General features: G+C 58.5%; 19 protein-coding genes and 2 pseudogenes. 18 read left to right on the forward strand and 3 right to left on the reverse strand.

The window, feature by feature from the left end:
- Positions 1–113 precede the first annotated feature (113 nt).
- Positions 114–3080, reverse strand: coding sequence for a Tn3 family transposase (locus tag ASD12_RS08215; RefSeq protein ID WP_056583937.1), 2967 nt, complete (start codon positions 3078–3080; stop codon positions 114–116).
- A 164-nt stretch (positions 3081–3244) separates the two neighbouring features.
- Here ASD12_RS08215 and ASD12_RS08220 point away from each other — a divergent pair, with 164 nt between their 5' ends.
- Positions 3245–3826, forward strand: a complete 582-nt coding sequence (locus ASD12_RS08220; RefSeq protein ID WP_056583940.1) for a recombinase family protein — start codon at positions 3245–3247, stop codon at positions 3824–3826.
- 158 nt (positions 3827–3984) lie between these two features.
- A pseudogene (locus tag ASD12_RS08225) lies at positions 3985–4326 on the forward strand (aldehyde dehydrogenase family protein); the annotation flags it as partial.
- A gap of 203 nt (positions 4327–4529) precedes the next feature.
- Here the strand turns inward: ASD12_RS08225 and ASD12_RS32880 are convergent.
- Positions 4530–4954, reverse strand: a pseudogene (locus ASD12_RS32880) (transposase); the annotation flags it as partial.
- A gap of 211 nt (positions 4955–5165) precedes the next feature.
- Between ASD12_RS32880 and ASD12_RS08235 the strand changes: the two are divergent.
- From ASD12_RS08235 to ASD12_RS08260, 6 genes are all read left to right on the forward strand, one after another.
- Positions 5166–6365, forward strand: a complete 1200-nt coding sequence (locus tag ASD12_RS08235; RefSeq protein WP_056583949.1) for an ABC transporter substrate-binding protein — start codon at positions 5166–5168, stop codon at positions 6363–6365.
- 108 nt (positions 6366–6473) lie between these two features.
- Entirely contained in the window at positions 6474–7226 is a 753-nt protein-coding gene (locus ASD12_RS08240; RefSeq protein WP_056583952.1) for an ABC transporter ATP-binding protein, read from the forward strand.
- 7 nt (positions 7227–7233) lie between these two features.
- The gene (locus ASD12_RS08245) at positions 7234–8148 is read left to right on the forward strand and encodes a branched-chain amino acid ABC transporter permease (RefSeq protein WP_056583955.1); all 915 of its coding nucleotides are present in this window, start codon (positions 7234–7236) and stop codon (positions 8146–8148) included.
- Complete coding sequence (locus ASD12_RS08250) at positions 8148–9251, forward strand: branched-chain amino acid ABC transporter permease (RefSeq protein WP_082525309.1); 1104 nt, start codon at positions 8148–8150, stop codon at positions 9249–9251. Before ASD12_RS08245 ends, ASD12_RS08250 begins: the two co-directional genes overlap by 1 nt.
- A 119-nt stretch (positions 9252–9370) precedes the next feature.
- A complete protein-coding gene (locus ASD12_RS08255; protein ID WP_162252220.1) occupies positions 9371–10627 on the forward strand; it encodes an aminotransferase class V-fold PLP-dependent enzyme in 1257 nt (418 codons plus the stop codon).
- Positions 10628–10738: 111 nt separating this feature from the next.
- Positions 10739–12238, forward strand: a complete 1500-nt coding sequence (locus ASD12_RS08260; RefSeq protein ID WP_244482789.1) for an FAD-binding oxidoreductase — start codon at positions 10739–10741, stop codon at positions 12236–12238.
- 45 nt (positions 12239–12283) lie between these two features.
- Here the strand turns inward: ASD12_RS08260 and ASD12_RS08265 are convergent, their stop codons facing one another.
- Complete coding sequence (locus tag ASD12_RS08265; protein WP_056583965.1) at positions 12284–13075, reverse strand: IclR family transcriptional regulator; 792 nt, start codon at positions 13073–13075, stop codon at positions 12284–12286.
- 371 nt (positions 13076–13446) lie between these two features.
- On the opposite strand from ASD12_RS08265, the gene ASD12_RS08270 reads away from it, so the two are divergent.
- From ASD12_RS08270 to ASD12_RS08315, 10 genes are all read left to right on the forward strand, one after another.
- Positions 13447–14169: an ABC transporter ATP-binding protein gene (locus tag ASD12_RS08270; protein WP_056583968.1), complete on the forward strand. Its 723-nt coding sequence runs from the start codon at positions 13447–13449 to the stop codon at positions 14167–14169.
- A 272-nt stretch (positions 14170–14441) separates the two neighbouring features.
- Positions 14442–15326: a 3-keto-5-aminohexanoate cleavage protein gene (locus ASD12_RS08275; protein ID WP_056583971.1), complete on the forward strand. Its 885-nt coding sequence runs from the start codon at positions 14442–14444 to the stop codon at positions 15324–15326.
- Positions 15327–15725: 399 nt separating this feature from the next.
- Positions 15726–17750, forward strand: a complete 2025-nt coding sequence (locus ASD12_RS08280; RefSeq protein ID WP_056583974.1) for a hydantoinase/oxoprolinase family protein — start codon at positions 15726–15728, stop codon at positions 17748–17750.
- Positions 17751–17780: 30 nt separating this feature from the next.
- Positions 17781–19451, forward strand: coding sequence for a hydantoinase B/oxoprolinase family protein (locus ASD12_RS08285; RefSeq protein WP_056583975.1), 1671 nt, complete (start codon positions 17781–17783; stop codon positions 19449–19451).
- A 110-nt stretch (positions 19452–19561) separates the two neighbouring features.
- A complete protein-coding gene (locus tag ASD12_RS08290; protein WP_082525312.1) occupies positions 19562–20908 on the forward strand; it encodes an aminotransferase class III-fold pyridoxal phosphate-dependent enzyme in 1347 nt (448 codons plus the stop codon).
- 39 nt (positions 20909–20947) lie between these two features.
- Positions 20948–21403, forward strand: a complete 456-nt coding sequence (locus ASD12_RS08295) for a PaaI family thioesterase (RefSeq protein WP_056584258.1) — start codon at positions 20948–20950, stop codon at positions 21401–21403.
- Between the two features lie 322 nt (positions 21404–21725).
- Complete coding sequence (locus tag ASD12_RS08300; protein ID WP_056583979.1) at positions 21726–21908, forward strand: hypothetical protein; 183 nt, start codon at positions 21726–21728, stop codon at positions 21906–21908.
- Between the two features lie 216 nt (positions 21909–22124).
- Entirely contained in the window at positions 22125–23048 is a 924-nt protein-coding gene (locus ASD12_RS08305; protein ID WP_056583982.1) for a DUF3991 and toprim domain-containing protein, read from the forward strand.
- A gap of 175 nt (positions 23049–23223) precedes the next feature.
- The gene (locus ASD12_RS08310; RefSeq protein ID WP_056583985.1) at positions 23224–23829 is read left to right on the forward strand and encodes a DUF1419 domain-containing protein; all 606 of its coding nucleotides are present in this window, start codon (positions 23224–23226) and stop codon (positions 23827–23829) included.
- Between the two features lie 10 nt (positions 23830–23839).
- A complete protein-coding gene (locus tag ASD12_RS08315) occupies positions 23840–24238 on the forward strand; it encodes a DUF3085 domain-containing protein (RefSeq protein WP_056583987.1) in 399 nt (132 codons plus the stop codon).
- Positions 24239–24270: the final 32 nt, after the last annotated feature.

Consider the following 24270-nt stretch of genomic DNA (forward strand, 5'->3'; position numbering starts at 1 on the left):
GCGCGCCTTATCTGCGGCGGAAAGCGTTCTCTCCTGGAGGCACGTTCTACGAGCCGACTGGCGTCACGACACGAAAGTAGTGCATCTGTCCGACATTTTAGAACATATGGTGATCAGGCGGCCAGCATGGACGTCTCGCGCCGAAGCGGCCTGAGGTCGAGGCTGTCAGTCGGGGTCCAGATGTAATCGCCGGTGAGGCTGATATGCTGCCATCCGAGCGGCGTGATGTGCTTGATCACATCGGCCGGCGTCGCAATGCCTTCGCGATTGAGCTCGGCGAAAGTCGGTTCGAGATAGAGCGTGTTCCAGTAGACGATGGCGTTGATGAGCAGGTTCAGTCCGGACGCTCGGTAGAACTGGCTCTCGAAGGTTCTGTCGCGCAATTCTCCGAGACGGTTGAAGAACAGCGCCCTGGCCAGGGTGTTCTGGGCCTCGCTCTTGTTGAGGCCCGCGGTGGCATTCCTGCGCATTTCAGGGTTCTGCCACCATTGCGGCAGGAAGATGGATCGATTGATGCGTCCGATGTCGCGCAGCGCGAGCGCCAGTCCGTTTTGGCGCGGGAATGCGGACAGTTTCGCCAGCAAGGTCGAAGGCCGCACCTGGCCGGAACGGATCGTGGTAACGAGACGCAGGATGTCATCCCAGTTTGCCTTGATCCGTTCGACGTTGATGGGTTCGCCGACGAGCGGCGCGAGGTTTTCGGGAGGCGTGTCGCCCGGGAATAGATAGAGCCGGCGATCCTTGAGGCCGCGCAACCGAGGCACGAGTTGGAACCCGACAAGATGGCAAAGAGCGAAACTCATGTCGCTGACCCCGCCGGTGTCGACATAATGGGTTTCGATGGCAAGATCGCTACCATGATAGAGCAGACCGTCGAGAACGTAGATGGCCTCGCTCGCATTGGCGTTCATGGCGATGATATGGAACGCGCCATACTGGTCGGAGGTGAACCGATAGAATTTGGCGCCGGGGTTAGGGCCATAGCGGGCGTTGAGGTCGCCGATCGCCTCGGCGTGCCCTCCCGCCGGAAAATACTGCCCGTCCGAGGATGAGGTGGTTCCGTCGCCCCACAATTTCGCGAGAGGCAATTGCCTATGGGCATTGACAAGGATGGCATGCGCGCCGGTGTAACCCTCCTCCCGGATATGCCAATCGTGTGCCCAGGCGAGCTGGCGCATCGTCAGCCCGGGGGAAACATCTGCCATTCTGGTGAGTCCGAGATTGATGCCGTCCGCCAGAACGGCGGTAAGCAGGGCAACCTTGTTGTCGGCCGTGCGCCCGGTGCGCAGATGGGTGAATGCATTCGAAAATCCCGTGCGGGCGTCGACCTCGAGCAGCAGGTCGGTGATGCGGATCGCAGGTAGGCGGCCTTCCACCTTCGGTTTCAGCGACTTCGCGATGTCCGGAAACACGGCCTTGTGCGGCGTGACGCTGAAACCCGCACCGGTCAATTCGACATCGTCGAGTTCACCGGCTTCCGCCAGACGGGAAAGGTCGTACAGCCCGTCGTTCAAAGTCTGACGCTGCTGCTTTAGATAGGTTTCTACATCGGTATCGACTGCGACCGGAAGCGGACCTTCCTCGCGCATCAACTCGAATGTCGGCGCCGGAATGAGGAAGCTCTCGAAGGACTGGAAACGCTTCGCGCCCTCCACCCAGACATCGCCGGCATCGAGGCGGCGTTTCAATTCGCTGAACAGGCAGAGTTCATAGGCCCTGCGATCCATCTTGCCATCCTGCAGGATGAGCGGCATCCAGCCTTTCGGCGCAAAGGATATGGGAGCTCTGTCGGGTATCGCTCTTTTCCCTTTGCGGTACAGATCGGCGACCATGGATAGCGCGCGCAGGAGATTCGCCGCCACGGCGTGGCCACGAAACACGAACGTCGACAGGAATTCCGGCGCCATTTTCCGGATCGTTGGATAGCGCTGGAGCATTTCGATTTTCCCGTCGATGCTGTCCGGGGCAATCAGCGTGTCGACCGCCTGGACACTGGTCGGGAAGGTCGGCCATTGAATGACCGCTTCGAGCGCCCTGGCGATATCCTTGCCCTTCTGCCTGGCCTCGATGATCGCGTGGCAAACTTTCGAAACGTCCTTCAGCGGCTTCTGAACCTCCCGGACGGAACGGGTGATGCGGGCGGTCGCCTGATTGTCGGCTCGCCGCGTCATGGCGCCGATTAGCTTCTTGAACACGTCGATTGCGCAATCGGTCAGATGGCGGGAAAGATGCAGGACCGTTGCTGCCAGAACGGCGTGCCGGCGTTCGGGATTGAGGTCGCGCAAATGCTGCGCGCTCATCCGCATCCCTTCCGCTGCGAGTTCGTCAAAAACTTTGGCCGGAATGCGCTCCATCAATTCCATTGGCAGGTTCAGTGACCGAAGAAGCTGAACGCGTTCGGCTATCCTGTCGAGATTGATAGCAGTAGGCGACAATGCCGGTGTTCTCGCCCAGGCATGGATGGTCACATTCGTCCCCGCACGCGGGTCGAGAAGTTTGTCGAGGTCACGCTTCTGGCCTTCCGAAAGCCCGCCAGCCAGGGCCCGGTGAGCGATGCGGATGCCACGCCGGATTGCAACGTGGATGATGGCTTCGAGTGCTCCGCGCGCCGGCAGGAGAATTCGCCGACGTCGTAATTCCTCCACAACCATATCCGCCAAAACATCGGCCCGGCGCAGGGTTTGCGCCGCGGGCGTCAGCCAGCCGGTCAGTGCCCGCACGTCCGAAGACGCAAATGGGCGCATCTTCATTTTCTCGAACAGCAGGGCGAGATGCTCGCGGCGTGTCTGCGGACGTTCGAAATATCGGTCGATCTCGCGATGATCGGCACCGATCTGCCGCGCCAGGAACAGCAAGACGCCGGAAGGCAGGATCTCACCATCCGCGAGTGGTCGGCCTGGAAATCGCAACATCGCCAGAACGCAGGCCAGGCCCAGCCGGTTCGATGCACGGTTTTGTCGCATGACCAGATCGAGATCCGCCTGGTCCAGCGTGTAGTACTTGGCGATCTCCCTATCCTCATCCGGGATCGTGGTTACCTGGTTCCACCATGTTTCGCTCAGTAGCGTTCTTCGAGCCATTCATCACCCTCCCTCTCATCACGGACGCTGCACCGAAATGGAAAATGCGTGTCCGGCAAACGATCCTTATGCGGTATCCCCAAAATTTGTCCGCACGCCTTGCTGCATGATGGCTAATCGGACATTGTCCGCGTTCAGCGAGTAAACGGACAAAATTGCCCTTCATGACCTCAATCGGATACGCAAGGGTCTCCACCACCGATCAGGATACCGCTCTGCAGCTCGATGCTCTGCGAAAGGCCGGATGCGAGAAGTTCTTTGAAGACCGAGCATCCGGTGTGAAAACCGATCGCCCTGGGCTGGCCGAGGCCGTCCACTATGCTCGCGAGGGCGACACACTCACGGTGTGGAAGCTCGACAGGCTCGGCCGATCTATGAAGCACCTGATTGAGATCATCACCGAATTGGAAGCCAAGGGCGTCGGCTTCCGGTCCATCACCGAAAACATCGACACGACAACTTCCGGCGGCCGCCTCGTATTCCACCTGTTCGGCGCACTCGCGCAATTCGAGCGAGATCTGATTCGGGAACGAACCCGAGCCGGGCTTCAGGCGGCAGAGCAGCGCGGTCGTCGTGGCGGCCGACAAGCCGTCATCACTCCGGAGAAACTGGCCAAGGCACAACACCATCTGGCTGCCGGGTTGAACGTGAGGGAAGCTGCAGCCCGCGTGAAAGTCGGAAAAACTGCGCTCTACGCAGCACTCAAGACTGAAAAGGCGAAGCTTCGACGCACCCCAGCGACATGAGTTCTTGCTACGTTCTCAAATGTCGGACAGATTCAGCACTTTCGTGTCGTGAGGCCNCAAGACTGAAAAGGCGAAGCTTCGACGCACCCCAGCGACATGAGTTCTTGCTACGTTCTCAAATGTCGGACAGATTCAGCACTTTCGTGTCGTGAGGCCCGACTGTGCTCGCGGATGTCAATGGTTCGATGCTCGTTACGAAGGAAGAGACTTTTGGGCCGCTGGCGCCGATCATGACCTTCAAGGACGAGGCCGATGTCATCGCCATGGCTAACGATACCGAGTACGGTCTCGCGTCTTATTTCTTTTCTCGCGACGTCGGGCGGGTCTGGCGCGTTGCCGAAGCGCTCCAATGCGGGATCGTCGGCGTAAATACAGGTCTCGTCTCAAATGAACTGGCCCCGTTTGGCGGGATCAAGCAATCCGGCTTTGGTCGCGAGGGATCAAAGTACGGCATTAGCGAATTCCTGAATATCAAATACGTTTGCATTGATGACGTATAGGTCTCCGCAGTATTCATTCGATCAGGGGGGCGGTGACTTGATTTCGGGCGACGGTTTTCTGCGGTTGGCTTCGTCGGTGCGTGACTCCGAGCTCTGCGCTCGTCGACGATATGCCGAAGGCTGTCGATGCCGTCTTGGTGAAGACGGCGATCGGTTTGCTTAGAGCGTCGAGCATTCTGACTGAATTCAAGGGATTGCCAATTGGCGGCGAGCACAAGCGCCTCGATCAGCGCATGCAATGGCTTCAGCGCTGCAGCACACGTGCCAACCTGGTCGGCGAGCGTCGGGAGGCTGAGGTCGATGCCGTTACGGGCATAGCACTCGCTCTGCCGGTTCAGCGGTTGATGCTGGGCGAACTTCTCGAACAGGATTATGGCCAGCAGGTTCGGCCTGGCAAAGCCGCGCGGCGTCACCTTGGAAGGGTGCCGGCGGCTGCATGATTTTCTCGCATTCGCGGCAGGTGAACTTCTCGCGCACCGTCTGGATCACCTTTCACGAGCGCGGGACCACCTCCAGCGTCTCGGTGGTATCCTCGCCAAGCATTGCCGAACCGTAGCATGAGCAGTTCGACGGGGCGGCGATGACAACGCGCACGCGGCAGATGCTCGGGGAACGGCTTCCTTTACGGGAGCTTGCTGGCGCGACAGCGCTCCGCTGCGTGCAGGCTCGCCGGACAACATCTCGTTCCTCTGCCTTGCTCGTTGGTTCATCGTTGAAGCACCCATCAATCGACGCCGCTCGGGAACCGTTTGACAACCATTTCGGCCTGTGCTCAAATACCAAAGACTAGAACTAAGTTCTGGTTTTCGGGAAAAGTTGGCGAACTGGGAGGAAAGAAAATGAAGGGGAATTTGTTTCGAATCGGGCTGGCGGCACTTACCGCAGCCTTGATGAGCTCGAGCGCCCTTGCGGACGATGCCGCGCCTATCAAGATCGGATTTGCAATCGCGCAGTCGGGATGGATGGCCAACTACGACGTGGGACCGTTCAAAGCAGCGGTCCTCAAGATTGAAGAGATCAACAAGGCCGGTGGCCTGCTTGGGCGGCAAATCGAATACAAAGTCATAGACACCAAGACCGATCAGACGTTGGCCGCCACGGCGGGTAATGCGCTGGTGGATTGGGGCGCCGACATGATGATCGTGCCGACCGACTATGACTATGGTTCGCCGGCCGCGCTGGCAGCCCAAACGGCTGGCACGATTGCCATTTCACCCGGCGCTGGCGACCCCAAGATGGGTGTGCAGGGTGTCGGGCCGCTGGTGTTTACCGCGCACACCTCCGCCCAGACGCAGGGCATAGTCATGGCGGAATATGGCCATAGGAAGATGGGGCTCAAGTCCGCCTATGTTCTTGAAGACGTCTCAATCGAATACAGCAAGTCAGCTTGCGCGGGCTTCAATGCTGCCTGGAGTGCCGAAGGCGGAACTGTTGCTGGCACGGACAGCTTCAAGAACGATGATCCCTCCATCGCGTCCCAGATCACGCGCATAAAGGGCTTGGCAACGCCTCCCGATGCGATCTTTCTATGCACCTATACACCGGGCGGCGGCTCAGCCGTCCGCCAAATCCGGGCGGCCGGGATCGACGCACCGATCCTGTCCGTCACAGGCATGACCGACAACTACTGGCTCGGTGCTGTGCCTGACCTCAAGGACTTCTACATTCCCGCGATCATGTCACTTTATGGCGATGATCCGCGACCCGAAATCAACGAGTTCCTGAAGGCATACAAGGCGCGTTGGAATGAGGATCTGACCTCTTCTTTTGCCGTCCTTGGCTACAGCTCGATCGAACAGTGGGCGCATGCGGTCGAGGAAGCCAAGACCACGGATTCGCAGGCTGTCGTCAATGTCATGAACCACTATCACGACCAGCCGTTCACGGCCGGTCTTACCTCCTATACCGACCAGCTCCACATTCAGGTCGACCGTCCGCAACTGATGATGAAGGTCGAGAACGGCTCCTTCCACGCATTGGAAATGTTCCGGAACGAGTTTGTTCCGGACATGAAGCTGCTGTTCAGGGTCGGCCAGTAGTTTCTGTCCGACCTGCTGAATTCGCTTGCGGAAGCCAAATCGCAGGCGGCAGTCTTGAGGGCAGCAAAAGAGCGCTGCCCTCAGGGATCCGACGAAACGGACATCACAATGGAAAAGCTTCCCCACCAAACTCTCGAGGCCAAGGACATACATGTCGTCTTTGGCGGTTTGCGAGCGCTGAACGGTGTCAATCTGACGCTTTCGCGCGGCGGCATCCTGGGTTTGATTGGGCCTAACGGGGCCGGCAAGACCACAATGGTCAATGTGCTAAGCGGATTCCAGCGGCCCAACCAAGGCCGGGTGAGCTTGGATGGAGTCGATGTCTCGACACTGAGCCCGCGAAAGATTGCGCAGGCGGGAATTGGTCGCAGTTTTCAGTCTGCACGCCTGTTTCGGGACATGACGGTCGAAGAAAATCTCACAGTTGCGGGTCTTGGTATTGGCCTGTCAAAAGCGGCGGCCACCGAACAGGCGCGGGACATACTCGACTGGATCAGCTACCGCAACGGCTATGATCGCCGTTGCGAAGCGCTGTCCTACAGCGACGAACGACGCATAAGTATCGCCCGGGCGCTCGCGCTGCAGCCTTCTTTCGCGCTGCTCGATGAGCCGGCCTCCGGCATGAATGACCGCGAGTGCGAGCAGCTCATGGAGATTATTGTCAACATACCAAGGCGATTTGGCTGTGGTGTCATGCTGATAGAGCACAACATGCAGGTCATCATGGGCGTTTGCGAACGAATTCATGTGCTTGATGGTGGCAAGAGCCTTGCTGAAGGTACACCTGAACACGTCAAGAAGGATCCAGCCGTGCTCCGCGCCTATCTAGGTGACAAGGCCAGAGCCAACGCGGTGATATAGGTTTGCAATGGCTAACTTCTTTCAAGTCCTGATCGATGCCGTCGCGCTGGGCAGCCTCTATGCGCTTGTGGCGCTGTCCATCGGACTCGTCTTCGGCGTGATGCGCCTTATCAATTTTGCGCAGGCCGATTACGTTACCATAGGCGCCTATTCGCTGGTCGTGCCGACCGCCTCCATCACACCGTCGCTGTTGTTCGGCGCGCTGCCAACCGGACTGATGATTGCAGCGGTGGTGATCACGGTGACCCTATTGGCGCTGCTCACGGAGCGCATCGCATTTCGACCGTTGCGCAACTCCAATCCGACGACCCTTCTGATCGCTTCCTTTGCTGTGAGCTACTTCCTCCAAAGCCTCGTCATGTTGCTCCATGGTGGCCGCCCGAAGGCGGTCAGCATCGGAGGGAGTCTGACAAGGGCAGTGGAGTTTGCTGGAATTCGGATTCCGGGCGTTCAGCTTCTTACGATGGGCGTGGCGATCACGCTGCTGCTAGCGCTGGTGTTTTTCCTCAAGCGGACCCCGATTGGCATCCAATTGCGCGCCGCAGCCGAGGACTTTCAGATGGCCAGACTTCTGGGCGTTCCGGCCAATCGCGTCATCGCCATAGCTTTTTCGATCAGCGGTCTGTTGGGCGGCGCAATCTCGCTCCTTTATGTCATCCAGACCGGAACGCTGGATATCAGGATGGGCATGATGCCCGTGGTTTATGGGTTTTTTGCCACCGTCATCGGCGGCATGGGATCCCTACCTGGCGCCGTCCTTGGGGGTTTCATCGTCGGGATCGTCAGTGTCCTGCTGCAGACTTACCTGCCGGTTGACTTGCGCGCATTCCGGGATGCGGGCGTCTTCGGATTGGTGATCCTCATACTGCTTGTCCGGCCCCAAGGCCTTATCGTGACGAGCGCGGCGAAGGAAAGAGTGTGATGAGACACCTCCGCTTCTGGTTTCCGGTGCTTGCTCTTGCAGTTCCACTGCTGCTGCTGGTGTTTTTGTCCGGCCAGTTCGCGTCCGCCGGCGTGCAGCGTCTTGTTACAGAGGCTCTGATCCGTCTTGTGTTCGCGGTCGGGCTCTACATCTTTGTCGGCAATTCCGGGGTGGTTTCTTTCGGTCACATGGCATTCGCGGCCATCGCCGCCTATGCTACTGCTTGGCAAACCTGCTGTCAGATGTTGAAGCCGATTACCATGTCGGGGCTGCCGGCCTTCCTGCGCGACAACACTTTCCCACTCCTTCCGGCGGCCATCACCTCGGTTGCGCTCGCCGGCCTCGTGGCTTTCCTGTCGGGTCTAATCCTGATGCGGCTGTCCGCTCTTGGGGCGTCGATCTCCTCGCTGGCTCTCTTGTTTATCTTGAATGTCGTTTATTCCAATTGGGAAAGTGTCACCATGGGGACGTCGACGATCGTCGGCTTGCCAATCTATGCTAAGCCTTGGATAGTCCTCGGCTGCGCTATCGCGGCGATCGTTATTGCCTATCTGTTCCAGGTGTCGCGCTGGGGTCTAGCGCTTCGGGCTACTCGCGAGGACGAGGTGGCGGCGGCCGCATGCGGCATCTCACTTTATTGGACACGGCTTTTTGCCTTTACGGTCTCCGGTCTTGTCGCCGGCCTCGGCGGCGTCTTGCTCGCCCACTTCATGGGGACGGTTTCGATCACCTCGTTTTACCTCAGTCTTACATTCCTGATCGTGGCTATGTTGGTTGTCGGCGGAATGCGCAGCCTGGCTGGAGCAGTCGTTGGCGTCACCGTTATCAGCCTCGTCATCGATATCCTGCGTCGGGCCGAGGCTGGCCTTTCGATTGGATCAATGCAGCTCTCAATGCCTCCTGGAACCCAGGAATTGATCCTGGCCGGGATCATGCTGCTCATCCTCATCTTCCGCAAGGACGGGATCATGGGGGGGCGTGAATTCCAGTGGCGCACACTGCCTGACCGAGGCCTTTCCCAAGGCGAGAGCAGCATCGGTAACCAACGGGCCGCACGAAGCGAGTTCGTCTCGCTAGAGGAGCCTACAGCCAAGCGAAGCTAAGTCGCGCCCCAATAAGGCTCGGGGCCGCGGCTTTTCACATCAGCTCGATGCCTTTGGCATTTGGCAAACCTTTCATCTGCCATGGGCGGGTGCAGCAAACTCGTTACAAGGAGGCGCAATTGAAAACCATTCCCGAAAAGGGTGTCGCCAAAGACGTGGTGATGCAGGAACTCAAGCAAATGAAGTCGCTAGACTTCGATTGGCGGGCCGGCCGCGTGCCATCCTATACTTATTTCCTTGATGACGAAGCCCTGGACGTCCAGCGCGAAGCTTATGGCGTTTATATCGCCGAAAATGGCCTTGGAGCAGGGCGGGCCTTCAAAAGCCTCGAAGTGATGACCAACGATATCAAGTCGATGGCAAAGTCGCTGTTTAATGCGCCCCAAGGTGCTGGAGCCTCGTTCACATCAGGTGGGACCGAAAGCGTTTTCATGGCGGTAAAGACCGCCCGCGACCTAGCACGGCATACGCGAGGCGAGCCGCAAGGACGCTACAACATCGTGGCATGTGTCACTGCTCATCCTTGCCTCAACAAGGCGGGTGAGCTTCTTGGCATTGACGTCATTCGCACGCCGCACAGCAAGGAGTTCAGGGCGGATCCCTCGTTGATGCGAGCGGCCATCGACGACCGAACCATCATGCTGTTTGCGTCGGCCCCCAACTATCCCTTCGGTACCTTTGACCCGATCGGCGAGATAGGGAAGCTGGCACAGCAATCAGGTCTTCGGCTTCACGTCGACGGTTGCTGGGGAGGCTTTCTGTCGCCTTTTGCCGAGCGGCTCGGCTATCCGATACCCCCGTGGGACTTCAGAGTGCCCGGCGTGTCGAGCCTGTCTGCCGACCTCCATAAATTCGGCTATGCAGCCAAGGGCGCCAGCCTGGTTTTGTACAGGTCAGCCGAGGATCAGGATCATGAAGCATTTTCTTTCAGCGGATGGCCGCGGGGGACATATTCCACACCTACATTTCTCGGGACCAGGGCAGGCGGTGCCATAGCATCGGCATGGGCCGTGATGCACTACCTCGGCATGGAAGGCTATCTGAGGGCGGCGAAACTCACCATGGAGGCTACGGCGCAGCTCATCGCTGGACTGAATAGTATTCCCGATATCGAGTGCTTGTCGCCCAACGGAGAGAGCAATCTGATCTCGTTTGTATCGCTTGATCGGGGGCTTGATATCTACGCCGTCGCCGATCGTCTGGAGGAGCGCGGCTGGTTGCGTGGTCGCATGCGCGATCCCAAGGCCATCCAGCAGGGGGTCAACCCGGCTCATTTGGCCTCTGTCCCACAGTACCTGTCGGCCGTTGAGGAGGCCATCCATTACGTGCGCCGTAACGTGAGTGCACCCGTCGCTTACGATGAGCATAGCTATTGAACACCACCAAGGACCCAAGAGATCTTCGTTCGTCCAAGAGGTCCGCCACGGGCAGCTAACGATGGACTCTGTCGGACCATTGCCCTTCGTTGCCCTAGCCAGGAACAACCCTTGGCTTCTCGAGGCAATGGCTGCGGCAAGACCCAAATTCCGCCTTTTGGCCTGAGAAAGTTTTCGACATTGGCAGAGCATCCCCTCTTAAATGAGCTCCGTGCCGCACTTGGACAAAACGCGGTCAAGTCTGGCGCTGATGATATGGCCCCGTATGTTGCCGACTGGCGCGGGCGCTATCGCGGAGCGGCTGTTTGCGTCGTTGAGCCTTGCAATGTGCAAGGCGTGTCGGCCGCGGTCCGCCTGGTCGCAAGCCACGGCGGCAGGGTCGTGCCTCAGGGGGGCAACACCGGATTGGTCGGAGGTGCCGTACCGAGCTCTGAACCGGCGGCATTTGAGGTTGTGTTGTCCTTGCGACGGTTGAACCGCGTCCTTGATGTCGACGCGCTGGACAACGTCCTCGTCGTTGAAGCTGGTGTCATCCTCAAGAACGCACAGGAAGCAGCGCGCGATGCCGGGCGGCTTTTTCCGATCAGTCTTGCCGCGGAAGGCAGCGCGCAAATTGGTGGGGTCGTATCGACCAACGCCGGGGGCATCAATGTCCTGCGTTACGGCAATACGCGCGACCTTGTGCTGGGCCTGGAGGTTGTATTGGCCGACGGCTCGATTTGGAACGGCCTGAAGCGACTGCGAAAAGACAATACAGGCTACGATCTCAAACAACTCTTCATCGGCGCGGAAGGGACACTTGGCATCGTCACAGCTGCAGCCTTCCGGCTATATCCGCTCTCGCAAGCGCAGACCACCGCCTTCTTGGCTGTGCCAGGCCCGCATGCTGCGATCCAGCTGCTGCGTCACCTTCAATCCGAGGTGGGAGACTGTCTTTCCGCGTTCGAGTTGATCGAACGCGCGTGTGTGGACCTTGTGCTGGAATCAAACCCGGCCACGCAAAGCCCGCTGAACTCGTCGTCGCCATGGTACGTCCTTGCCGAAATTTCGACACCGATGAAAGGTTTGGCGATCGGGACAATGGTCGAAGAAAGTTTGGCAACAGCCTTTGAACTGGGCCTTGTTACCGACGCTACCCTTGCTCAAAACGAAAATCAGCGCGCCATGCTCTGGCGCATTCGCGAAGAGATCAGCGAAGCTGAGCGACGAAATGGCCCGAGTGTAAAACACGACATATCGGTGCCAGTTTCACGCATACCTGATTTCCTGGCCGAAGCCCCGGCAACGGTCTTGGCCGTGGCCTGCGGTGCGAGACCACTTGCGTTCGGTCATGTCGGCGATGGCAATATCCATTTCAACGTTCTGGCGCCTGAGGAAGCAAGCGAGGCCATCAGCGCCGTCGTTTACGATCTTGCGGTCAAGCTCGGCGGCTCGATCAGCGCTGAGCATGGGATAGGTCTGTCCAAAGTCGGACTTCTTCCCCGCTACAAGGATGAACTGTCCTTGTCCCTAATGCGCGCCATTCGCGCCGCGCTCGATCCAGCTTGCATGTTCAACCCAGGAAAGCTGTTGGCAACTGGAGTGAAAGAAGCGGACGAAACGCTAGGCTGAACGCCGTCGAGGCGGGCGGCATCCATCGGTCCGATATTGCCAAAGTCACTTTTGTTTCGAATTCGCCCTGAGAGACAGGAGCGGGACAAGCGAGTTTGCCATGTCATTTAGAATGCCAAGGATTCCTTCCAATTCTTCATGTATCCTTCTCGTGATGGGTCCTGTGACGCCCACCGAATAAATAACTCCATCCACAGGTATCTTTATAGGGACCGCGACGGCTGACATACCCTCATGGATGCATTCGATGCACTTTGAATATCCAAGGGCCTTTGCTTCCACGATTTCTCGCTTGACCGCTTCTGGGTCAGTGCTGGTGTTTCGGGTCAACGCTTCAAGCGGCTGGGATAGCGCAGCATCAATTAGCGCCGGATCTTGATGTGCAAGGATAATCTTAGCGCTGGCTGCAGCGTGCGCTGGAAGTTCCTGGCCAGGAATGACATAGCTCCGCCAACGAGGATCACCGGCTGCCGAAGCCACGACAAACATGCGATGGCCTGCCAATCTTGCGAGATAGAACGAGCCATCTGGAAGCTTGGAGGTGGCCTGAATCAATGTTGGAAGGACCGCGGCTTCGATCCAGTCGGATTGACCCGCAGCGTGCAACAAGCGAGTAAGGCGCTTGCCCAACGACAAGGTTCGCTCCTTGTTATCTCCTCCTTCTACCAGCCCGGATCGGGCCAGCACCCTTAGGAGTCGGTGCGCCGTTGATTTAGGCAACTGCAGGGCTTGCGCGATTCCCGTTAGTGTCAATTCCCCCGGAAAGGCTGCAATCAACTCCAGTAGCGAGACGTACCGTTCCAGCGGACCCGCAGCAGAGTCAGTTTCATCTAGCATCTTGGTCAGTTCCTAAGGACATCCGAAAATCGGGACTTCGTTCAACAACTCGGTATTTTTCAAGATATAGCTGCCTTGGCTGACGGGCACAACCTAAGAGCCGGATATGCCGTGGTGCCACCAACGGATATGTCCGAGACAAGCGGACGGATTGTCGCTCCGTTGGCGAACGATTTGACAAACATATGAGGCCATGCCAAATTTGAAAAACCGAAACTGAGTACCATTTTTCGGGACTTTGTTTCTCCTTGGGGCGGTATGCTGCAGGATAGAACGGCGAGCGGTATTATGTGCCTGACCAAAAGGGCCAAAGCCGCCGTGACCGCGGACTGCAGAAATGCCAGACGTGGTTTAATTTAGGGAGGTTGCATATGCTGGATATTAGGCAGGTCTTTGCCGGGTACGGCCGTCTTGCAGCCTTGAAGGGGATCAACCTTTCAGTTCAGCAGGGCGAGGTTGTGTTTGTCGTAGGCCCGAACGGCGCCGGAAAGTCCACATTGTTGAAGACGATTGCCGGACTCATGTCTCCGACGTCGGGGGAGATCATTTTTCAAAATGCGCTGATCAACGGGAAGGCGCCCGAGCAGCTATGTCGAGCCGGCCTGGCGTTGATCCCCGAAGGCCGACACATCTTCAAGACTCTCACAGTTGAGGAGAACCTTGCGGTTGGCGCAATGATCCGAAGAAAATCGCATGCTCGAGATCAAGATCTCGAACAGGTGCTGGACACTTTTCCGGTTCTGCGTGACCGATTCAAGGGAATAGCCGGCCATCTATCCGGTGGTGAGCAGCAACAGCTTGCCATCGCTCGGGCAATCCTGCAGCGGCCCGCGCTGCTGATGATCGATGAGCCTTCGCTGGGCTTGGCGCCATTGGTTATCGACCAGGTTTATGAGAGCCTGCGCAAGCTCAATTCCAACGGCCTAACGCTCCTCATTGTTGAACAGTCAACGGGCCGCATCATGGAATTGGCCTCCCGTATCTATGTTTTCCGCAACGGGCACGTCGTTCTTGAGGGGACGCCCGACAAGTTGTCCGACGGTGAAGCTGTTGAGGCAGCATATTTCGGTTTTACCGACGAAGCCGCGGCATAAGGCGGACCCACGCGAGCGCCTTCATACGAGCTACATGATCGGCTAGGTCGCCAACTCGTAATACTCGCGACTATGTCTTGGGCGGGCGTCAAACGCTTCGTCGCCCGCTTTTTCCAGCGCTTTAATAGCTTTCCATAGGCGTTCAGTTGGACTGGCCAGGCCCGCACGGCGGGTCATCGATTGACAGCCGGTCAAGCTCGTGAAATGGTACTGTAAAACGGATCTTAGTTCTGTTTTTCGGTACTTATCAGCGACATGAGAGAGGCAGTGTCTTGGCAAAATCTGTGATTTTGACGTGCGCGGTGACGGGTGGCGACGACGTTGCCGGTAGATACCCGCAGGTGCCAATCACGCCCAAGCAGATTGCAAATTCTGCCATTGAGGCAGCCAAGGCCGGAGCCGCGATCGCTCACATACATGTGCGCGATCCTGAAACCGGCAAGGCGAGCATGGAGCCCGATCTCTATCGAGAGGTGGTGGAACGAATTCGAGAATCCGATACCGACCTGGTCATCAACCTTACCACAGGTCCTGGCGGGCGATTTGTCCCAAAGCTTGATGAGAGAAACGGCTTTGACGATGGGTCGAACGTTCGGCCCCCCGTCGAACGGGTTCGTCACGTAGTGGCCTTGAAGCCGGAAATCTGTAGCCTGGATATGGGCTCCCTGAATTTCGGTCGTGGTGCGCTCATCAACACGCCGAGCCAGATCGAGATAATTGCGGCGGGAATTCGGGATGCCGGCGTCAAGCCGGAGCTTGAGATCTTCGAACCCGGCCATCTCGCGCTGGCAATGAAGATGATAGCCGACAAAGTGGTGCCCGAGGACGCCTTCTTTCAATTCGCAATGGGCATACCATGGGGCGCGCCGGCCACAGCCCAGATGCTCTCATACTTCCTGGGAGCTATGCCGCATGGCACACGATGGTCGGCTTTCGGGGTCGGCAGACATGAGTTCTCGATGGTTGCGCAAGCACACCTTATGGGCGGTCATGTTAGGGTCGGTCTGGAAGACAACTTTTACCTGGAGAAGGGTATCGAAGCGACATCCAACGCACAGCTCGTCGAGAAGGCCGCCACGATAATCAGGATTTTAGGTGGAGAACTCGCCACCCCCGCAGAAGCAAGAAACCAGCTCGGCGTGAAACGGAACGAGTAGCCCCCAAGATCCAGACCTGTATCGACATACTCGGGATAGTTTCGAGAGCCGATCGACGGTGCCGAATTCTCGACGAGGATTGCTGTTCATGCCTTAGAGGGCAAGCCAAAGCGATCAGCACATCGACTCCGTCGACATACCCACTTCGTCAGGACAAGCAGCTCGTATCGGCAGCGCTTGAATCTCAATGTTCGGCTTTGACCGGCGCCAACTTCCCATTCCCAGATGCCGTCGCGCCTGTTTGCAGGCCGCGGCGCAATTTCCACCGAATCCCACGACCAGTCGAAACCGGTCCGGCTTGAAACCGCTCATTGACAAATTCCAGCAATTCTGGTTTCATATCATTTATTAGAACAAAGTTCTGATTTTCGGAAAAAGTCTCCTGCTAGGTGGGCTGTCATGAGCATAAGCGTTGGTGTGGATGTCGGCGGCACGTTCACGGATTTCTTCCTGATAGACTCCAAAAGCTCGACGTTTCGCACGGCAAAAGTGCCGACCACGGTCGACGATCGCTCGCGCGGCTTCCTGGCGGGGCTGGAAGCGCTCGATGCACGGCCCGAAGCAATCGATTGGCTTATTCATGGGACTACCGCGGGCACTAACGCGGTTCTTGAGCGAAAGGGCGCACGTTGCGGGTTGATTACCACTCAAGGCTTCCGCGACGTTCTGGAGATCGGCCGAAGGACCAGGCCGAACGCCTATGGTCTTTCAGGTACATTCGAGCCGCTCATAGAACGCGATCTGCGCCTGGAGGTCGCTGAGCGGATTGATGCAAAAGGTAACGTCATCACCGCTTTGGATGAAGAAGGGGTGCGCGCCACCGCCAGCCGCCTGCTAGAGATGGGCGCTGAAGCCGTCGTCGTGATGTTCTTACACTCTTATATCAACGAACAACACGAGGCTCGCGCGGCCGAAATCTTGCGTGAGATGTGGCCGAATGAGCATGTCGTTGCCAGTCACGAAGTGATGCGCGAGATGCGGGAATTCGAGCGCACAAGCACCGCGGCGATACATGCATCAATTGGGCCGGTGGTCAGCCGTTACATTTCCGACGTCGCCGCCCAGTTGAAACAGCGGGGGTTCAAAAAGGAATTGCTCGTCATGCAGGCCAATGGCGGCATGATGGCGTCGTCGCTGGTGAGTCGCCACGCCGTTCACACGGTCATGTCGGGACCCGCCGCCGGTGTTCTGGCTGCTGCCGCCATCGCAAGGCACGCTTCCATCGATAATCTTGTCACCGGAGACATGGGTGGCACGAGTTTCGACGTTGCGATCATTGCAAATGGGGAACCGATAATCTCCGCGGAGAAAGATCTGGCATACTCCGTGCCAATTCGAATTCCCATGATTGACATCCATACCGTTGGAGCAGGCGGCGGAAGCATTGCCCGCCTGGACAAAGCAGGCATGATACGTGTGGGGCCTGAAAGCGCGGCTTCCTTCCCCGGGCCAATTGGATTTGGGCGCGGTGGCACCGAGCCAACCATCACCGACGCCAATTTCCTGCTTGGACGGCTTAATCCGCACGCAATTACCGGCTCGTCGAAGGATGCCCCGCTCGACCGGATCGCCTCGATCCTTGAAGAAAGGATCGGCCGATTACTTGGATTTGATGGATATGAGGCCGCTGCGGCGATCCTCGAAGTAGCGAATGCCGAGCTCGCAGGGGCGATCCGACTGGTATTGATCGAGAAGGGGCATGATCCCAGGGATTTCGCCTTGATGCCATTTGGTGGCGCAGGGCCCTTGCATGCCGTGGCAATCGCGCGCGAGTTGAACATTCCTCGCGTTCTGGTGCCGCGCTATCCTGGCCTGAATTCGGCCCTGGGATGCGTTCTCGCTGACGTTCGTCACGACTTTGTCCAGACCGTCAACGAAGTGCTTTCCAACGTTGACCCCGCTACGATTGAAGGAATCCTGCATGCCCAGGAGCAGGCCGGTCGCGATTTACTGGCGCAAGAAAAGGTGAGCGTCACCCGGGTCGAAATTATGCACGAGTTCGACTTGCTTTTCCGTGGCCAATCGCATGCGCTGCGTGTCGCGATGCCGGGATCCAGCTTCGACCCGGAGGCTTTGCACGAAACCTTCGTGGCCAAGTACAAGGCCCGCTACGACCTGTCTCTTCCAGAAATGCGCCCCATGCTGGTGAATGTGCGCACATCAATTACGGGCGTTCGCGAGCGTATCGATTTGCAGATCTTCAAGCCGCAGCCCGGGACGATCGAAGATGCGGTGACCGGTTCGCGGGATGTGTATTTCGATGGAATGTGGCTGAGAACCCCGACCTATGTCCGGGAGAAGTTGCCTGAAGGCGCCGTCATCGAAGGTCCCGCTATCGTAGAGCAGCCAGACAGCACACTAGTCCTGAACCCAGGGTCTACAGCCCATGTCGACAATATCGGCAACATTCTCGTCTACGTGTAACCCAAAGCAACTCCGCTTGAGGAAAATGAGATGTCTGAAGCAGCACTCCGTCAAGAGAAGCCCTCCGGGCCGGTGAACGTCGATCCGGTGACGCTTACTGTTGTTGAGAAGGGGCTTCAGCAGGTCTGCACGGAAATGGACCTGGTCCATGAGAAGACGTCATTTTCACCCATTATCTCCGAGGCTTACGACCGAGCCAACGGCATCTATCACCGTCAGGACGGGCGGATGATAGCTCAGGGCGAACTTGGACTGCCGATCTTTCTCGGCCAACTGGCTGTCACAACGAACGCCGTGATCAAACTGCGAGATGATCTCGAAGACGGAGACATCGTCATTGTGAATGATCCATATCTGGGCGGTTCACATCTCATGGATGTGCGGATGGTGCGTCCATTTTTCTACAAGGGACGTTTGTGGGCTTACCTGTCCAATGTTGGCCATTGGCGAGATACTGGCGGCGTCGTCCCAGGTGGGTTCACGACAAAGTCGACTGAAATCCACCAGGAAGGACTGCGCATACCGCCGGTGAAACTGGTGAAGAAAGGCGCAATAGAGAACGACATTCTCCAGTTCATCCTCGCCAACATTCGCGTTCCCTCGGACTCGCTTGGCGACGTAAAGGCCCAGATCGCGGCGCTCGGAGCCGGTGCGAGGCGCCTGACTGCCTTGCTCGACCGATATGGCGAGGAAATTGTCGACAGCGCGATCGCCGAGCTTGAGCTCCGCTCGGAACGGCTCATGCGGTCGCATATTGAAACTATTCCCGACGGAACATATGGGGGCGTCGCATTTGTAGACAGCGACGGGGTTGTTAACGAGCCTCTCGAAATTCGCGCAAGCGTTGAGGTATCTGGCTCCGACATTCATGTCGATTTCGAGGGTTCAAGCCAGCCTTGTGAGGGGCCGATGAACACGGTGTGGGCGACGACGCTCAGCGCTGTCTATATCGCGCTGAAACACATCTTTCCTGATGTGCCAATGAACGCGGGATGCTTTCGCCCAATCATGGTCCGTGAGCCACACGGAACATTCCTCTATGCGGAATATCCAAGGCCGACCGCCGGGTCAGCCGCCGAGGTTTCCCAGCGCATCATCGAAGCGATACTGCTCGCACTTGCTCCTGCTATCCCTGACAAAATTTTTGCGGCACCCGCTGGAACGAGCGGCAATCTCAGCCTTGGCGGCATCGATCCAGACACTGGGGAGCCGTACGTGATGTACAATTTCTCAGGCGGCGGCTACGGAGGATGGTGGGCCGGCGACGGCATAAGCAATGGATGCGCCACTATCGGAATCTCGAAGAGCCAGCCCGTTGAGGTGCTCGAGCTTCGACATCCGGTTCTTTTCGAACACTATTCGCTTCGCGAAGGATCTGCCGGCCCCGGAAAGTACAGAGGTGGCCTTGGTGTGAGCTACCGTATGAAGATGCTGCGCGGAACCGGCACCGCATCATTCCTCATGGACCATGGGAGGCAAGGTCCCCCGGGCACTCTTGGGGGGCAGGCAGGTGCTCCTAACAAGATCGTTATCTCGCGCGGTGGAAAGATCGAAGTCCCTGAGCATCTTTCCAAGGGGGAGGGTTACGTGTTGCGACCTGGAGACTGGATCGACGTCAATACCCCCGGCGGCGGCGGGTACGGAGACCCGAATGAGCGGGACCCGGCCCGGCTCGAGCGGGATAGGAGAAATGGCTACTAAGAGCGCAGCGCGGGGAGTGGCGAATACCGGATGATCCCGTGCCTCGCACTGGCGGTTTTGACGTCCCTCGGCTTGATTGAACGCTCTAGAGACGAATTTTGACAGGACCAATGAACATGCGGTCGAACGGTTGCGCTACACAACAGCTCCGAGACTCCACCGAGCGATTAAGACGCGACTTCGCCGCAAGGAACCCGCGAAGCGAGAACGCGGCGGTGGAGGCGCGGGGCGCACTTCCCGGAGGCAGTACGCGCTCGGTCCTTTTCTACGAACCCTTTCCGCTGACGATGATCGCTGGACAGGGAGCCGAAGTCACGGATTTGGATGGGCACGATTACATCGATTTCGTAGGCGAGTTTTCTGCCGGCCTATATGGCCATTCGGACCCGGCAATCCGCGAGGCGATTGTCGAGGCGTTGGATGGCGGCATTGTCCTGGCCGCGCCCAACAAATACGAGGCGAGGCTTGCGCAGGTCATAAAAGAGCGTTTCGCAAGCATGGAACTGCTCCGCTTCTGCAATTCAGGGACCGAAGCAAACATTCTTGCGTTGCTTACTGCTCGGCACTTCACGCAAAGGCAAAAAATCATGGTCTTCGATGGTGCATACCATGGAGGGGTCCTTGTCTTCGCCAACGCCGGAAGCCCGATCAATCTTCCCTTCGACTACGTAGTCGCGCCGTACAACGACTGCGAAGCAGCCACGCTCCTGATACGACAGAACGCTGCTGAGCTGGCGGCTGTTATCGTCGAACCAATCCTCGGCGCTGCCGGCAATATTCCAGGAGGGCGCGATTTTCTGCAGACGCTGCGGAGGGAGACGCAAGCCGGGGGCTCGCTGCTTATCTTCGACGAGGTCAAGACATCACGCTGCGGAGCGGGTGGCATGCAAGGGCAGCTCGATATTCGGCCAGACTTGACCACGCTCGGCAAGTATTTGGGCGGGGGGCTGCCTACGGGTGCGTTCGGGGGACGATCCGACATCATGGAAGCATACAACCCTTATAGGGCCGATGCTCTGCGTCACGCCGGTACGTTCAACAACAATGTCTGCACGATGGCCGCCGGTCTTGCCGGACTGACCAAGGTGTTCACTCCGCAGCGTGCAGACGCATTCCACGAGGAGGGCGAAGCGATGCGCCGAGGCTTGCAGACTTATGTCGAGAGCCGTGGCGTTCCCCTACAATTTTGCGGGCATGGGTCCTTTTTTACAATGCATCTAGGCGCGAACGTGCTCCAAAGGGCTGCACAGGTAACGCCCTTGAGCCGGCAGGTCGGACAACTCTTCCACATGTATGGGCTGCTCAATGGTCTGGCCATCGCCGGGCGCGGAGACTTCTACCAATCTCTCCCAATGACCAGCGCCCACCGTGAACAAGCCTTCAGGGTCGTCACTGAGTTTATTTCCGAGTTTGGAAATCTGATTTCGGACGTGGCTGACGAGAATCTGCCCAATTAGCCGATGGCAGTTAAAATCGGCGCGCAGGAGACAAGTAAGATGGATGAGGTCTTGGCGAGGCAAGCCTTCGACACTGCTCTGGACGAGCACAGGCCCGAGTTCGGGACATTTTTCCTGGCGCGCTTGCTTGGCCTGAAAATCTCGTATCCGGACGAGACGTGTGTCATCGAGTTTCCTGTTCGGGACTTCCTATTCAATCCGCAGGGGTCGCTGCATGGTGGTGTAATTGCGACCGTGATGGACATATCGATGGGGCATTTACTGCGTCATGCCTACGGTGGCGCCGGCGCGACACTGGAAATGAAGCTTCAGTACTTGAGCGCCCTGAAGACGGGATCGGCCACATGCATAGCCAAGTTCCTGCGACGCGGGAGAAGCATTGCATTCCTGGAGTCCAGACTGAATGATGCCAATGGCAATCTGTCAGCCGTCGCGACTTCGACATGGAAATGCAGCCCAAGCGCCGACCCGACTGACGGGAAAAGGGTGCCCTGATCGAACCCAGTTCGCCAAATGATGCTCCCTGCACTCCCTGAGGACGCATGCATTCCGGGCGTTGGGAGGCGCCGGAATCGGGCGCCGCCTGGAGGTTCGCGGTAGGCATGACCTTTGCCGAGCGCCTCTGAGGACGCGATCCAATCCCGCTCTTCGGTAATGGCTGCCTGGTCCATCCCCGGATCTTCCACGATCAACCCGCTGGGGGTCGGCTAGCAAGCTGCCGCCGCTCGGCTTCGCATTCGCGGTGATCGCGACCGGGGCCGGACACTGACGGAGCCATCGAGCGGGAATTGGCCCGCTCCAAAGATGGAGCCCTCGGATGTCTCAAGACCTTTCCCTTGCGCAGAACCACGCCTTCCACCTCGCCCGCACCCTTATGGTCCCGGTCACGCTCTTCAGGTCCGGTGGTGAACTCGGTGTTCTCCCGAGCGACGAGCTCGAAGATGGCGAGGTCGAAACCATCGCCGAATTCGATCCCTTCCAGTATGGGCCGGCTCATTGAGCCGGCTTCCTCTTCCCCAGGTGCCGCTTGCGAGCAGCGGCGGCAAGGGAAGCTGCGCCGCGGCTCGCAAGCGGCGATCGGCGCAAGGCGCACGATAGCTCATCTTGCCAGCCGCGCCCCTGCCTCCTTTGCTCTTCGCGGCGTCCAGAAGCGATCCCGCAAGGTGCGGGGAAAGGAAACCGGAAGGAAGGCGGCCGCGAGAGCGCCGGCAAGACAATGGAAAAGAACGAACTGGAAGAACTGCGGAACCGTGTGGAATGCGCCGCCGTCCTGGAGCAGGCGGGATTTGCCATCGATTTGAAGCAAAGCACTCGAAGGGCGGTCAAATACCGACGCGACTGCGACATCATTATCGTTATCCACGAGGGCAGGGGATGGTTCGATCCGCTGTCCGCTGCCAAAGGCGACGTGTTCAGCCTGGTCGGGCATCTGGAGGGCGTGACCTTTGTCGAGGTCCTCGCCTGCGTGGCTTCACTGGTCGGGTTCGTTCCGACAGGGCCGATCTGGAGCCGGCCCGCGCGTGACATCGAACCCACCGCATCCATTCCCCAACGATGGGTCATGCGCCGTAGGCCATGGCCTGGGTCGATGACCTGGCGCTACCTGCGTAACAAGCGTCACCTTCCGGAGAGCGTCGTACGCGCCGCCGTGCGGGACAATCTTCTGCGCGAAGGTCCGCGTGGAAGCATATGGGCCGCGCATAGGGACGGCGAGGGCGCCATCACCGGCTGGGAGGAACGTGGTCCGCAATGGCGCGGCTTTTCCACCGCTGGTGCAAAGGTGCTGTTCCGTCTCGGCCCGGTCGACGCGCGACGCATATGCGTGACCGAAGCGGCGATCGATGCCTTGAGCCTCGCCGCACTGGAACGCGTTCGTTGCGACACTCTCTATGTAAGCACCGGCGGAGGTTGGGCACCGGCGACCGAAGCGGCGATCCGCGCTCTAGCGGCACGGGTAGGGATGCTCCTGGTCGCTGCAACCGACAACAACACGCAAGGCGACATCTACGCGGATCGCCTCCTGGCGATTGCCGTCCAGGCCAGTTGCGACTTCGAGCGTCTGCGTCCGCAGGACGATGACTGGAACGCCGATCTGGAGCACAAGCCCGACCGGAAAGGGCAGGAGGGGAATGGAGAATAAACCCGGCTGCCGCATGCCCGCCGGCCGCGTCAAGGGTGAAGCTTCGCCCGCTGCGCGGCCCTTGACCCGGCCGGACGGAGAGGCGGCCGCGGGGAGGGGTCAGGAAGGGCTGAAGAGGATGGCGACATCGCAAGGATGAGCACTCCAGCCCCACGAGGCCAAAAGGAGACCCCTCATGAATGCTACCTCTCCAATCCGCAAGATCTACCAAGGTGTGCCCGACCGCCGGCAGATGTTTTGCATGTTCGATCGACACGCGCAGCGCCCCAATCGTTTCGAGGACGATGCCGGTCCGCTCTATGCTGGTGAATGGTTCGAAGTCGCCCGCGTTGAGCACGATTACATGCTCGAGATCCTGCCGCCGCTATGGATGCGTGGCGAGATGTTCGCGCTGCGCGAATTCCTCACCGATCACATCACCAGCATTTTTTACACGCTCCGCATCGACGGCCGTTTGCGCTACTTCCACGGCTATTGCGATCTCGATGTTTCCCGCTCCGCCGTCGAGATGCGCGACACGATCATCGAACGCGAGTCACGCGCGGTCCGCGCGATGACCCGTGATGAACGGATCGAGCATATCTGGAGCGCCACCCACGACGAGTATCGTGGTTACGCCGGCGAACGCTGGATGCCTGAGCATCGCGGCAAGCGAACCATCCTTGTTTATGGCAGACGTCGCGGCACGACGCTCACGCTGCTCGATGACCTGACCGAAGAGCAGATTGCCGACAAGCTACCGGTTCATCTGCGCCACCTTCCCCTGGCCGCAGCTGCGTGAGGGGGAGGCGATGTTCACTTTTCCCATTTTTGCCGTTCGCAAGATCATCGATCGCGGGAAAACCGATGCCGCCAAAAGCGGCGGTTTCCGCAATCCCTATTATGGCTTCAAGCCCGGTCAGGGCGAGATCCCCGGCGTATGGCTGGTTGGGGACCAGGGGGTCTACATCATGTCGAACGGAAAACTCCCACACGGCGAGCGCCCGCTCGTCGTCTATTCCGAAGAGTGCCACCCGATCGGCAATCCCGACTGGTTTCACTACAAGCAGCACCATTTCGGCGGTGACGACGGCATCCAATTCATCGATGCCGAGCAACTGATCCCGCTATTCGATCGCAACCTGCGCTGCACGCATCTCAGCGTGCAGCTTACCGAGACCGAAGTCTCGTTGTCGCTGATCGCCCGCTAACCCGCTTGCAACCATGCCAGCCCCTTCACGCG

This window comes from Mesorhizobium sp. Root102 (assembly GCF_001425625.1).
Classification (GTDB): Bacteria; Pseudomonadota; Alphaproteobacteria; order Rhizobiales; family Rhizobiaceae; genus Mesorhizobium.